The following is a 12,867-nucleotide window of genomic DNA, read 5'->3' on the forward strand; positions in this document are numbered from 1 at the left end:
GACGGATGGTGCAGCAGTCGCTGAACGTCACGTACTCGGACGGCGGCTCTCAGGTGTTGTGGGAGGACGGCGAGCGCGTGTTCAGTCGCGGCTGGCGACTGGACGACAATGGCAACCGGCTCGCCGTGCTACTTGTTGCGCCTGCCGCCGACCACCCGGCCCGGGCGAGACTCGATCGCCTCACGCACGAATACGAGCTGAAAGATGAACTCGACGGGGCATGGGCGGCGCGGCCGCTCGCCCTCATGCGCGACGCCGGTCGGACCGTACTGGTGCTCGACGATGTCGGTGGCGGGCAGCCGCTCGATCGTTTGCTCGGTGGGCCTATGGAGGTCGGACGCTTCTTGCGCCTTGCTATCGCTGTTACCTCTGCTCTAGACAAGCTTCATCAGCGCGGGCTCATCCACAAAGACATCAAGCCAGCTAATGTTGTGGTGGACTGCGCGGACGAACACGTGCGGCTCACTGGGTTTGGCATCGCATCGCGCCTGTCCCGCGAGCGGCAGGCGCCCGAGCCGCCCGAGACCATCGCAGGTACGCTTGCCTACATGGCACCCGAACAAACCGGGCGGATGAACCGCTCGATCGACGCCCGCAGCGATCTCTACGCCCTCGGCGTCACGCTGTACCAGATGCTCACGGGCGTTCTGCCCTTCACGGCGGCTGATCCGATGGAATGGGTGCACTGCCATATTGCCAGAAAACCAGTGCCGCCAGGGGAACGGCTAGAGGGTGTCCCAGCGCCCGTCTCGGCGATCATTATGAAGCTGCTCGCCAAGACTCCCGAGGATCGTTACCAGACCGCCGGCGGTGTCGAGCGCGATCTGCGACGCTGCCTGGCAGAATGGGAAGCGCGCCGCAGCATCGATGACTTTCCGCTCGGCCTGCTGGACACGCCGAACCGGCTGCTCATCCCCGAAAAGCTGTACGGACGAGATCGTGAGATCGCCACGTTGCTTTCCTGCTTCGATCGCATCATCAAGACCGGTGTACCAGAGTTGGTGCTGGTCTCCGGATATTCCGGAATCGGCAAGTCCTCTGTCGTCAATGAGCTGCACAAGGTGCTCGTACCGCCCCGCGGCCTTTTTGCCTCAGGTAAGTTCGACCAATACAAACGCGACATCCCGTATACCACGTTCGCGCAGGCCTTCGGGAGCCTTGTCCGCTCGCTTCTCGGCAAGGAGGAAGAGGAGCTGAGCATCTGGCGCGAGGCCTTTCGCCAAGCGTTGGGGCCAAACGCGGGGCTTATCATCGATCTTGTCCCGGAATTGAAACTCATCATCGGAGAACAGCCTCCGGTTCCTGTCCTTCCGCCATTGGATGCGCAACGCCGATTCCAATTGGTATTCGGGCGATTCATCGCCGTATTCGCGCGGCCGGAGCACCCGCTTACGCTGTTCCTCGACGATTTGCAGTGGTTCGACGCAGCAACGCTCGATTTGCTCGAAGATCTTCTGAGCCGGCAGGACCTGCAGTACATGATGTTGATCTGCGCCTACCGAGACAACGAAGTGGACTCCGCCCATCCCCTGACGCGCAGGGTCAAATCAATCCGCAAAGCTGGCGCGGTAGTGCAGGAGATCGCCCTCGCGCCCCTCGCCTGCGAACACTTGGGACAATTGATTGCGGATTCCCTTCATTGCGCCCCGGAGCGCGCCACATCGCTGGCGCAACTAGTTCAAGAGAAGACTGCTGGCAATCCATTCTTCGCTAATCAGTTTATTTGGGCGCTTGCCGAGGAGGCGTTACTGATTTTTGACCACCGCAACGCGCGATGGTCTTGGGATGTGAATCGCATTCACGCAAAGGGTTACACTGATAACGTGGTGGACCTCATGGTCGGGAAGCTGACTCGGCTGCCCGTTCGAACACAGAACGTCTTGCAGCAGCTTGCCTGCTTGGGCAACAGCGCGGATCTCGCACTACTTACGAAGATTTGCGGAAGCTCGAAAGATGTAGTGCATCGCGATCTCCTGGAAGCGGTCCGAGTTGGGCTCGTTCTCCACTCCGAAAGCGCTTATAGCTTTCTGCATGATCGCGTCCAGGAAGCGGCTTATTCACTAATACCTGAAACGGCCCGCGCCGAAGCTCATATTCAGATCGGCCGCCTCCTCGCAGTCGGTATTCCGCCAACGCAGATCGAAGAGAAGATCTTCGACATCGTAAACCAGCTCAATCGTGGCGCTCATCTCGTAGCGTCAGATCAGGAGCGTGAGTGGGTCGCAGAATTGAATCTAATTGCAGGTAGACGCGCGAAGATCTCAACGGCGTATACTTCAGCGCTTTCGTATCTCGCCGTTGGGCGGGCGTTTTTGACCGAGCAGATTTGGGACTACAACTACGAGCTCATCTTCGCCATCGAATGTCTAACAGCCGAGTGCGAATTGCTGACCGCGAGTAAGGTGGCAGCCGAAAGTCGACTTTCGATGCTGGCGCGTCGTGCCAGAAGCGGCCCCGATACCGCCGCCGTCACACGTTTGCGGCTCACGCTTTATACCACTTTGGACCAGAGCGATCGCGGCGTCGAGATATGCCTTGAATACCTCCAGCGTGGAGGCATTGATTGGTCACTTCATCCGACTCGTATCGAAGTACAACGCGAATACGATCGAATCTGGTCCCAGCTTGGAAGTCGACAAATCGAGGAACTCGTCGACTTGCCTTTGATGAGCGATCCGGACTTACTCGCTACTCTTGATATATTAGCCGAGTTTCCGGCAATGCATATCGAGGAGAACTTATCTTCGCTCGTTGTTTGTCGAATGGTGAATCTGAGCCTCGAGTATGGCAACAGCGATGGGTCATGCTTCGCTTATGTATGGTTCGCCCAGATCGCTGGACCTCGCTTCAGCAACTATCAGGACGGTTTTCGTTTCGGCCGGCTTGGCTATGAACTGGTAGAAAAGCGCGGCTTGAACCGCTATCAAGCTCGAACGTACATGTCCTTTGGGAACATTGTCATGCCGTGGGCAAGGCATGTCTTAGAGGGACGTGATCTGGTACGTCGCGCCTTTGCTACTGCTGACCGCTCAGGGGACATTACATTTGCGGGTTATAGCTGTAATCACTTGATAACCAACTTTTTGGCGGCGGGAGACCCGCTTGCTGAGGTGCAGCGGGAAGCCGAGCGAGGTTTCGAGTATGCGCAGAAGGTTCGGTTCGGTTTCGTCATTGACAATCTTGCCATGCAGCTCGGATTTATTCGGACGCTTAGCGGACTGACTCCGACGTTTGGCTCCTTCAACCACGAGGGTTTCGATGAGCTTCGATTCGAGCGCCACCTAGCGAGTAATCCGGTCTTGAAGCTGCTCGAGTTTCGATATTGGGTCCGTAAGTTACAAGCACGGATCTTCGCTGCGGATTATGCTTCCGCCATGGATGCGTCATTGAGAGCGCAACAGCTACTTTGGACCTCACCATCACATTTCGAAACGGCTGAGTATTGCTTCTATAGTGCGCTCGGCCACGCGGCAGCATGGAATTCCGCATCGCCGGACGAGAAACACCATCATTTTGAGGCTCTTGTGGCCCACCACAATCAACTCGAAGTATGGGCGGCGCGCTGTGCGGAAAATTTCGAGAACCGCGCTGACTTGATCGGTGCCGAGATCGCCCGCATTGAGGGCCGCGTACTGAACGCTCAGGAGCTGTACGACAAGGCCAGCCGCGAAGCTCACAAACACGGGTTCGTGCACAACCAGGCGATCGCCAACGAGATTGCCGGACGTTTCTACGCAGAGCGCGGTCACGAGAAGATCGCGGAGACCTATTTGCGGGCCGCGCGGGCCTGCTACCTGCGCTGGGGAGCCGATGGAAAGGTTCGCCAACTCGATGAACTTTATCCGCACCTCAAAGTGGACAAGGATTCCCCGGCGACGATCGTGACACCCTTCGAGCAACTCGATTTGGCTACCGTAATCAGAGTTTCGGAAGCGGTGTCAGGCGAGATCGTTTTCGAGAAGTTAATCAACACGCTCCTGAGTGCGGCAATCGAACACGCGGGTGCCGATCGAGGTCTCTTGATTCTTCCCCGAGCCGATAAATATCAAATCGAAGCAGAGGCCATAGCGACCAGTGACAACGTGACCGTGGTCCTGAAACAGGCTCGCGTCACGACCGCAGATCTACCAAGCTCGGTGTTTCACTACGTGCTTCGCACAAAAACAAGCGTTCTCCTGCACGATGCGTCCAGTCAGAACCCGTTTTCAGCGGACGGCTATATTCGCGACCGTCGCTCACGGTCAATGCTCTGCCTGCCGATACTGAAACAGACCAGGTTGATTGGCCTGCTGTACTTGGAGAACACCCTTGCGACTGCCGCATTTACTCCTACTCGAATGGCGGTGCTCACGCTGCTCGCGTCCCAGGCGGCTATCTCAATAGAGAACGCTAACCTGTACCGCGAGCTGGCCGAGCGGGAGGCGAGGATCCGACGGCTAGTGGATGCCAACATCATCGGCATCCTCTTCTGGGATGTTGACGGCCGGATCATCGATGCTAACGAAGCGTTTCTCCGCATCACCGGATATGCCCGCGACGATGTTGTCTCCGGTCGACTGCGCTGGCGGGATCTGACGCCCACCGAATGGCGCGATGCCGACGACCGACGACTAGCCCAGCTGGAGGCTACCGGAACCACGCAACCCTACGAGAAGGAGTACTTCCGGAAAAGCGGCGGCCGCGTGCCGGTGCTGGTCGGGGCAGCGACGTTCGGCGGGCGGTCCGACCAGGGCGTGGCCTTCGTGGTGGACTTAACCGAGCGCAAGCGAGCGGAGGCGGAAATTCGCGAAAGCGAGCGGCGCTACAGCGAGGTGCAGATGGAGCTCGTGCACGCAAATCGAGTTGCGACACTGGGGCAGCTCTCGGCTTCGATCGCCCATGAAGTCAACCAGCCGATCGGGGCGACGCTCAACAATGCCTCTGCGGCGTTGCACTGGCTGAGCAAAGAACCAGCAGATCTGGAGAAAGCTCGGGAGGCTCTCAACCGCATCTTTGCAAACGGCAAACGCGTCAGCGAGGTTGTCGGCCGGATACGAGCGCTTTTCAAAAAGCACCTCTGCGGAAAGAAGACGTGGACATCAACGAAGCAATCCTCGAGGTGATCGCCTTGACCCGCGGCGAAGTCGTCAAGAATGGCATTTCGGTGCATTCACACCTGGGGGACGGCTTGCCGCTCATTCAAGGAGATCGGGTTCAGCTGCAGCAAGTGATCATGAACCTGATCATCAACGCCGTCGAAGCGTTGAGTGCGGTCAGTGAAGGGACGCGAGAATTGGTGATCACCACTCATAACGGGGAGCCCTCCGGCGTGCTCGTCGTGGTGCGGGATTCGGGTCCAGGTCTCAGTTCAGAGGGTCTCGAGCGTATCTTTGACGCCTTCAACACCACAAAGCCTGGCGGCTTGGGGATGGGTCTGTCGATTTGCCGCACCATCATTGAAGCGCACGGAGGGGAACTCTGGGCCACCGCTGCCCAGCCGCAGGGCGCAAGTTTTCAATTCACGGTGCCCGAGCAGTCAAATGAGGCAGCGTAAATCGAACATCTGCAGCAGGCCAACACCAGAGCGGGTGCCTACAGAACTGACAGATCTTGATATGACTCTTGGAGGTTTGTGATTTCAAGCACGCGCCATTGCCCCGAGACCGGTTCGCAGCAACTACGAAATTCGCCCTATGAGAAGGCTTGATGCAATGGCAGATGGCGTCCTGGAAGCCGCAAGGGCACGCCGGTTTCAAGCGTATGCTAATCCATGGCGGCGCGCCAGTGGAATGGAAACGATAACGATCCGGAATTTCTCGTGGCGTTCCGGCATTCCTTTCGGTGCGTCTAACCGGACTCGCGACCGTTGTGCACAGTTGCCCGCCGCCGTGGCGCGGGAGCTATCGCTGAAAGTTGGTGACGGCGGGAATCGGAAAGGCGGCATATCGTGGGGGTGCTTGACACCTCCACTTCTCCACCGAAGGAGCGATATGCCGTGTCCAACGATAACGTCATCCAGCTGATTCAGCCAGGAATCTTCGACGATCAACTCACAGAAGTGTTGCGCAACGGGGCACGTGCCCTTCTCGCCAAGGCGATCGAGGCAGAAGTCGCAGACTTTCTCGGCCAGCATGCCGATTTGAAGACCGCGGACGGCCACCAGCGCCTCGTGCGCCACGGTCACCTGCCGGAACGCGAGGTGATGACCGGCATCGGTCCGGTCGCCGTCCGCCAGCCACGTGTACGCGATCGCGAGGCGGCCGCTACCGATCCTGGTCGCATCCGGTTCTCTCCGTCGATCCTGCCGCCCTACATGCGCCGCTCGAAATCGATCGAGACGCTGCTGCCGATCCTTTACCTGAAGGGTATCTCCACCGGCGACTTCTCGGAGGCGCTGGCGGCGCTGCTCGGCAAGGATGCTGCCGGGTTGTCGGCATCCGCCATCGGCCGGCTGAAGGACGGTTGGATCGACGAACACGCCGCGTGGCAGAGGCGCGATCTGTCGGCGAAGCGCTACGTTTACATCTGGGCCGATGGCATCCATCTGGAGGCCCGCCTCGAAGACGAAAAGCAGTGCATCCTGGTGCTGATCGGTGCGACGCCAGAAGGCCGCAAGGAACTGGTCGACTTCACCGATGGTTCCCGCGAGAGCGCGCACGACTGGCGCGATCTGCTGCTTGATCTGAAGCGGCGCGGGCTCGCCGTGCCGCCGCGGCTCGTCATCGCCGACGGCGCACTCGGGTTCTGGAAGGCCGCCGGTGAGGTCTGGCCGAAAACGCGCGAGCAGCGCTGTTGGGTGCACAAGACCGCCAACGTGCTCAGCAAACTGCCGAAGAGCCAGCACCCGAAAGCCAAACGCGCGTTGCAGGAGATCTGGATGGCCGAAACCAAGGCCACAGCCGAGCTGGCGTTCGACGCCTTCATCGAGAGCTACACGCCCAAATACGAGAAGGCGGCCGACTGCCTGAGCAAGGATCGGGACACGCTACTGGCGTTCTACGACTTCCCCGCCGAGCACTGGACAAGGGCGCGCGGGGCCGAACCGTCACGCTGAAGCTCAAGTTCAACGATTTCGAGATCATCACGCGGAGCAGGTCCACACCGCTCGCAATCTCGAGCCGCGGGGAGCTCGAACGCTTATCGATCGCTTTGCTGCAGAACGAGATGCCCGCTCCAAAACCGGTCCGGCTTCTTGGAGTATCCTTGTCGACGCTCCATGGCGAAGCGCAGGCGGAGCCGCAACTCGGCCTGCCTATTTGAGAGGCGCAGTATCGAGCAGGATTTCAGGAGGGCGAGGCGCGGGTCGTGTGCAGCGCGGCAGAACTCATTGGTTAACATTCGTGAATCCCAAAGTGGAAAGACTTGCGGTAAGGTCGGGCTTTCTAGGGGCGTACCCATGTTTGAACAAGCGACAACCGCTCTATTGCGAGCGGTCCTCGACGAGGTCTGCGAAAAGCTGCCCCGCGACGAGACCGGCGCTCGCATCCACGTCGCCTGCAAGATCCTGGAATCCGCAAGAACCGGCGAAGCGACGCCGGCGGTGCTACGGCAGGTCGGTCGGAAAGCCCTCGCGCAAGCGCCGACGATGTGGCCTTGATGGACGAGGTGCGGGGGTGAATTTCCAGGTCACGGTGTTGAAGATCCTGGTGAGTTACCCGGATGGATTCGCTGTGATGGCGGACCTCAAGCGCGACATGGCCATCCTTGCGACCAGCGGTCCGGACTGGGCCGAGCGCACCAAGCGCCTGGCCGCGCGCGTGCCCGGGCTCGACATTTTTTCGGACGGCCTCGTTGAGCGCCAAAATGGCGGCTGGAGGATTACCGTCAAAGGGCGAGCCATGCTCGAGTCCATGGAAGCGCGCCGAAGCGACCCTGGGGTTGAGAAGGTCGCAATAGAAGCGGCTGCGGCGCCGGTGCCAGCGTTGCCGCAACCAATGGACCGAGCGAAGCGCCGGCGCGAACGTCGCCAGCGCCGGCGCGAAGCCGGCGAACGCGCGCGAGCGCAAGCTTCCTGATGCGCCCTAAGTTGCCGGAAGGGCCGAAAGGTTGACCGTTGGCTCGCATTGAAGACGAACAAATCCCTCCGACGTCCGAGGTGCTGCTGTGCCGGGTTGGCCCGGAGCGGACAATCTCCGGCCGGGGCGGCGAAGCGGCCGGGCATTCCGCGGCGAGTCGCGCGAGATGGGCCCGCCTCGCACGACTGATAAGGTTTGGCGACAAACCTTATCAGTCAAGAACCGCGGGATTTCTGATTTGTCTGATTTAAATGTGTTTGGGAGATTTCGGCGCGACGTCGTTCTCCCGGAGAAGGACGCGCTGGGCCGCGAGTGCGTCATTGCGCACAATTGCGAAACGTGCGTGGCAATAGCGAAAGACGGCCGAGCCTAACCACCGGTTCGTAGCAAACGGCCCATGTCTCCGGCCACACGTTTCACGGACACGTATACCTTCCAAGCTCGGTTGCGATTTCAGCCGCGGTCGAGCCCTCATGATCATTTTGATCAGCGTCTGTACCTCGCCCTTGGTCCACTGCTTAGGTTTGTGGTTTCATAACGGCCAAGCTCCAGTTCGAGCGGAGAACAACAGATTTGTTCCGTTCTCGGAACACAATGCCAGTCGGTGGATTGTAAGCGTGGCGTTGAGGCCCTTGAGAATTGTTGTACTCAATCCTGAGAGCACCGCTAGAAGAGTCATCTTCTGCAAGGGTGCTCATAATGGACGACCATTCGGACGACATAAGACGACCGTTGTCACCGCGTATCGAAGTGTACGCAGGCGCAGGTCGAAAGCGCTGGCCGGACGATTTGAAGGCACAGATTGCCGCGGAAAGCCTTGAGCCGGGGGCGATTGTCACAGATGTCGCGCGTCGCCATGGGTGCCGGCCCCAGCAGGTGCACGACTGGCGGCGCCGGGCGCGTTTGGGCCAGTTGGTGCTGCCGGCTTCGGCGGACACGCTGTCGTTCGTGCCGGTGGTATCGGAATCGGCGCGACCGGCGGCCGCAGAGCCCACCGGGTCGCCGGAAGCAGCCGTTGTAACGGTTGAACTCCAGGGGGCACGCGTGGAGGTGCGAGGGACGCCTGGCCTTGCTGTGTTGAGTGATGTGTTCTTGGCGCTTCGACGGACACGTTCATGCTGATGCCGCCCGCGAGCCTCATGATTTACGTGGCGACGCAACCTGTGGACTTCAGAAAAGGTGCGGAGGGCTTGGCGCTGTTGGCGAAGGAGACGCTGGGCCATGACCCGATGAAGGGCGTGGCGGTGGTGTTCCGTGCGAAGCGCGCCGATCGGGTGAAGATTGTCGTCTGGGATGGCAGCGGCCTTGTGATGTATTGGAAGCGGCTCGATGGCAGCGGCTTCAAATGGCCACCCATCGTAGCCGGCGTGATGCGGATGAATGCCGCCCAGCTGTCCGCGCTTCTGGCCGGCATGGATTGGACGCGGATGCACGCGCCTCGAATCCCGCAGCCGAAAGCACTTGCGTAGGAGATAAAAACTTCGCTGCATCGGGGCGCGAAGCATGGCAGAGTTGGGCCAATGAGTGATTTGCCTGATGAGCTGCCGAGCGATCCAACCGAGCTGCGTGTCTTTGCCGCGGCTCTGCTGGATCGCTGCGCCAGGCTCGAGCGGTTGCTCAAGCTTGCGAAAGATGCGCAGTTCGGTCGATCGTCGGAAAAGCTCGACGGTGATCAGCTCCAGCTTGTTCTGGAGGATATCGATCAGGCTGTCGCGGCTCTCGAAGCAGCCGAGGACCGCGCCAATCCCAGAACACGCGAGAAGAGAGCTGCCGAGCGCAGGGCCAATCGTGGCAAGCTGCCGGAGCATTTGCCGCGCATCATCGAGACCCTGATGCCGGCTGCAACCTGCTGCCCGTGCTGCGCAGGCGACCTTTTTGAGATCGGTCACGATGAGAGCCAGAGGCTGGACGTCGTACCGGCGCAGTATCGCATCATCGTCACCCGCCGCCCCAAACTGGCCTGCCGCGCCTGTCACGGCGTCGTCCTCCAGCACGCTGCTCCCGAGCGATTGATCAAGGGAGGACTGCCCACCGAGCGTCTCGTCGCGCATGTAATTGACGCCAAGTATCATTGGCATTTGCCGCTCTATCGTCAGGCGCAGATGCTGGCGACCCACGGTATCGCCATCGACCGTTCCACGCTCGCCTTCTGGGTCGGCTACGCCGCCCAGGAATTGAAGCCCTTGTGGCATCGTCTGCGCCAGCTTCTGCTCGCCTCTTCGAAGCTCTGTGTCGATGAGACCCCGGCGCCGGTGCTGGATCCGGGGCGCGGCAGGACCAAAACCGGCTACTTCTGGGCGCTGTCACGCGATGACAGGCCCTGGGCCGGACCTGACCCACCTGGCGTGGTTTACGCCTATGCACCGGGCCGTGGGGCCGTTCATGGCTTGAGGCTGCTCGAGGGCTATCGCGGCATCATCCACTGCGACGGCTATCAGGCTTACAAGACCATGACCCGAGAGACGCGTGCGGACGCCTTGTCCGGAACGCTCGCCTTCTGCTGGTCGCACCTGAGGCGCCAGTTTGTGAAGATCGAGCGCGAGGCTGCTCCGGCGCCAGCTCCGGTTGCCCGCGAGGCTCTTGAGCGCATCGCCCAACTTTACGCGGTCGAGAAGGCGCTCCGCGGCCGATCGGAGGCCGAGCGCCGTGCTGGCAGGCAGGCGCATGCCCGACCTCTGGCTACAGCCTTGAAGCAGTGGTTTGAGGCCAAGCTTGATTACCTTGCACAAAAGAGCGACACGGCGAAGGCCTTGCGTTACGCGTTGCGTCATTGGGACGGCCTGACGCTCTACCTTGATGACGGGCGCATCGAGATGGACACGAATGCTGTCGAGCGTGCGATGCGGCCGATCAAGCTCAACGCGAAGAACTCCCTTTTTGCCGGTTGCGACGAGGGCGCCGAGAATTGGGCAGTTCTGGCATCGTTAATCGAGACCTGTAAGCTCAATGGCGTCAGTGCCGAGCACTGGCTCGCTGATGTTCTCGCGAAGCTCGTCAATGGTTGGCCTGCGGCGCGACTGGACGAACTGCTCCCTTGGGCGTCGATCTACACGATGCATGCACACGATCCGAGGCTGGCGGCATGAGCCTGAACACGACCGCGGTCCGGATCAAGGTGACCCTCAAGGACGTGAAACCGGAGGTGATGCGATGCCTTGTCGTGCCGCTCACGCTGCGTCTTGATCGGCTGCATCTGACGCTTCAGGCGGCGTTTGGCTGGACGAACAGCCGTCTCTTCGAGTTCCTGGCCGGCGAAGGACGTTGGGGTATCCCTGATCCCGAAGGTGATTTTGGCCCCCAGCCCATCGATGCCCGCAAGGCGCGGCTCTGCGATATCGTTCAAGAGAGTGGCGCCAAGACGATCCATTATCTCTACGACTTCGGCGACAGCTGGGATCACGTGATCAAGCTCGAAAGGTGGTTCGATAACACGACAACGGAGGGACTTCCGTTCTTGCTCGAGGCCGCCGGCCGTTGTCCTCCGGAAGATGTCGGCGGTGCGCCAGGCTATGCCGAATACCTCGACGCCATCAGCGACCCCGCCCATCCGGAGCACGAACATATGCGCCTCTGGGGCCCGGAGCAGTTCGATCCCAACGTCGTCGACCGGAAGGCGCTTGAGGCCGCTGTCAATGCGTTGTCCGACATATGGAAGCCGCGCCGGCGCACCACGCGCTCAAAATAGACGTTAAGCGCCAATCAAATGGGCCTCAGAGCTACGCTTACGGTGGATTTCGGTTCCCGAGAAGTTGTGTTTGCAAAAAAGGCCAAGTTGCGCCAGAATTTTTGGTGCCGGGGCTGGCTGCATATTTCACTTGGTCTTTTTAAACCCGGCTTCATTTGACCACGCGCGGGCCGCAGCGATTTAACCTCCCGCTGCGGCCTTCGCATTGCGCGCCAGCGTGAACTGGCGAGCGCTCATTCCGAGAGTCAAAAGCCACCCACGCGGCCGCGGCCTCATAGTCGGACGTGAGAACGGCTCAAGCCGTGCCCTCAACTTTCCCTCCGGGCAGCTCCGGTCGGGAAGTGTACTCAATACTGCGCAAGGGCGGCGTGGGGATTTGTCCATTGGGATAGTTGGCGGCGAACCGATGCCGCTCGCACGAAAGGGGCGGCATCCGCATTATGCTTTTAGAGGACGAAGCGAACCTGCCGTGGCTCTGAAGAACCCTGATGCTGTTGCCGTCCTCGTGACCGCCCTCCGGCTTACTCACGGCGACGAAGATGCACGAGCCATGCTGGTCCGCGGCATGAGCCTGGCAGCGCTGATAGAGGCGATGTTCTCCGCACCGGTCGAGCGACGCGATGCCGTTCGACACGTCGCGGCTGCCTTGGACAACTTCGTCATCTCGCCGGAACTCGGTCCGGTCTGGCATCTTCGCTACGTCTACGAAAGTCACGGCTCGTTTCGCGTGGTCGATATGGAGATTGCGACGCCAACCGGCACGCTGTCCAGTAAAGACATCCTGCTTCGTCTTCCCGCCTAGCTACTCGCCACCTCGGCGATGTGGCCGATGCTGTCGACAAGTAGCGAGCGCGCGGTGCCTTCTTTGAGGGCCTTGTAGGTCTTGATCTTTCCGGCCGGGCCCTATGATTTGAGATCGCAGCACTTGTCCTCCTTGCGCGCTCGACGGCATCGGGTTGGCGCGTTAGCCTACCCGCCGACCGGCCCCGACAACGTCTCCAGGCCGGCCTCTATTGCCGCGATGTCCTGCTCGATCTGCGCGATCGACAACCTGCAGTCAAAGCCCGCCCAGGCTTTCAGGTCTCCGGCAAGGCGCCGGCGGCGCATCCTCAGCTCCTCAAGCGACTGGCGGTCTTTCAGTCTCGCGTAGCCGTCCACAATCAACTCAATGGCACTCGACATGACGCT

Annotated in this window: 8 protein-coding genes and 3 pseudogenes; 10 read left to right on the forward strand and 1 reads right to left on the reverse strand. The window is 60.3% G+C overall.

All coding sequences use genetic code 11. The annotated features are described in order from the left end of the window. Window positions 1-5: 5 nt before the first annotated feature. From ACTGJ9_RS29680 to ACTGJ9_RS29725, 10 genes and pseudogenes are all read left to right on the forward strand, one after another. A pseudogene (locus tag ACTGJ9_RS29680) lies at window positions 6-5,533 on the forward strand (trifunctional serine/threonine-protein kinase/ATP-binding protein/sensor histidine kinase). Between the two features lie 441 nt (window positions 5,534-5,974). Continuing rightward, window positions 5,975-7,024, forward strand: a pseudogene (locus ACTGJ9_RS29685) (IS256 family transposase); the annotation flags it as partial. Then, window positions 7,006-7,239, forward strand: a pseudogene (locus tag ACTGJ9_RS29690) (DinB/UmuC family translesion DNA polymerase); the annotation flags it as partial. The pseudogenes ACTGJ9_RS29685 and ACTGJ9_RS29690, both read left to right, overlap by 19 nt. A 136-nt stretch (window positions 7,240-7,375) precedes the next feature. Beyond that, window positions 7,376-7,576: a hypothetical protein gene (locus ACTGJ9_RS29695; RefSeq protein ID WP_456673956.1), complete on the forward strand. Its 201-nt coding sequence runs from the start codon at window positions 7,376-7,378 to the stop codon at window positions 7,574-7,576. A gap of 16 nt (window positions 7,577-7,592) precedes the next feature. Further along, window positions 7,593-7,994: a hypothetical protein gene (locus tag ACTGJ9_RS29700; protein WP_456673957.1), complete on the forward strand. Its 402-nt coding sequence runs from the start codon at window positions 7,593-7,595 to the stop codon at window positions 7,992-7,994. Window positions 7,995-8,693: 699 nt separating this feature from the next. Further along, entirely contained in the window at window positions 8,694-9,116 is a 423-nt protein-coding gene (tnpA, locus tag ACTGJ9_RS29705) for an IS66-like element accessory protein TnpA (RefSeq protein ID WP_456673958.1), read from the forward strand. Then, window positions 9,110-9,463, forward strand: a complete 354-nt coding sequence (gene tnpB / locus ACTGJ9_RS29710) for an IS66 family insertion sequence element accessory protein TnpB (RefSeq protein WP_456673959.1) — start codon at window positions 9,110-9,112, stop codon at window positions 9,461-9,463. The genes tnpA and tnpB overlap by 7 nt, the downstream gene beginning before the upstream one ends. Window positions 9,464-9,514: 51 nt before the next feature. Next, entirely contained in the window at window positions 9,515-11,080 is a 1,566-nt protein-coding gene (tnpC, locus tag ACTGJ9_RS29715) for an IS66 family transposase (RefSeq protein ID WP_456673960.1), read from the forward strand. Then, window positions 11,077-11,679, forward strand: a complete 603-nt coding sequence (locus ACTGJ9_RS29720) for a plasmid pRiA4b ORF-3 family protein (RefSeq protein ID WP_456673961.1) — start codon at window positions 11,077-11,079, stop codon at window positions 11,677-11,679. Before tnpC ends, ACTGJ9_RS29720 begins: the two co-directional genes overlap by 4 nt. A gap of 469 nt (window positions 11,680-12,148) precedes the next feature. Beyond that, entirely contained in the window at window positions 12,149-12,481 is a 333-nt protein-coding gene (locus tag ACTGJ9_RS29725) for a hypothetical protein (protein WP_456673962.1), read from the forward strand. Window positions 12,482-12,648: 167 nt separating this feature from the next. Here the strand turns inward: ACTGJ9_RS29725 and ACTGJ9_RS29730 are convergent, their stop codons facing one another. Beyond that, window positions 12,649-12,861, reverse strand: coding sequence for a hypothetical protein (locus ACTGJ9_RS29730; protein ID WP_456673963.1), 213 nt, complete (start codon window positions 12,859-12,861; stop codon window positions 12,649-12,651). Window positions 12,862-12,867 lie beyond the last annotated feature (6 nt).

The organism is Bradyrhizobium sp. RDM12 (assembly GCF_051917485.1).
Taxonomy (GTDB): domain Bacteria; phylum Pseudomonadota; class Alphaproteobacteria; order Rhizobiales; family Xanthobacteraceae; genus Bradyrhizobium.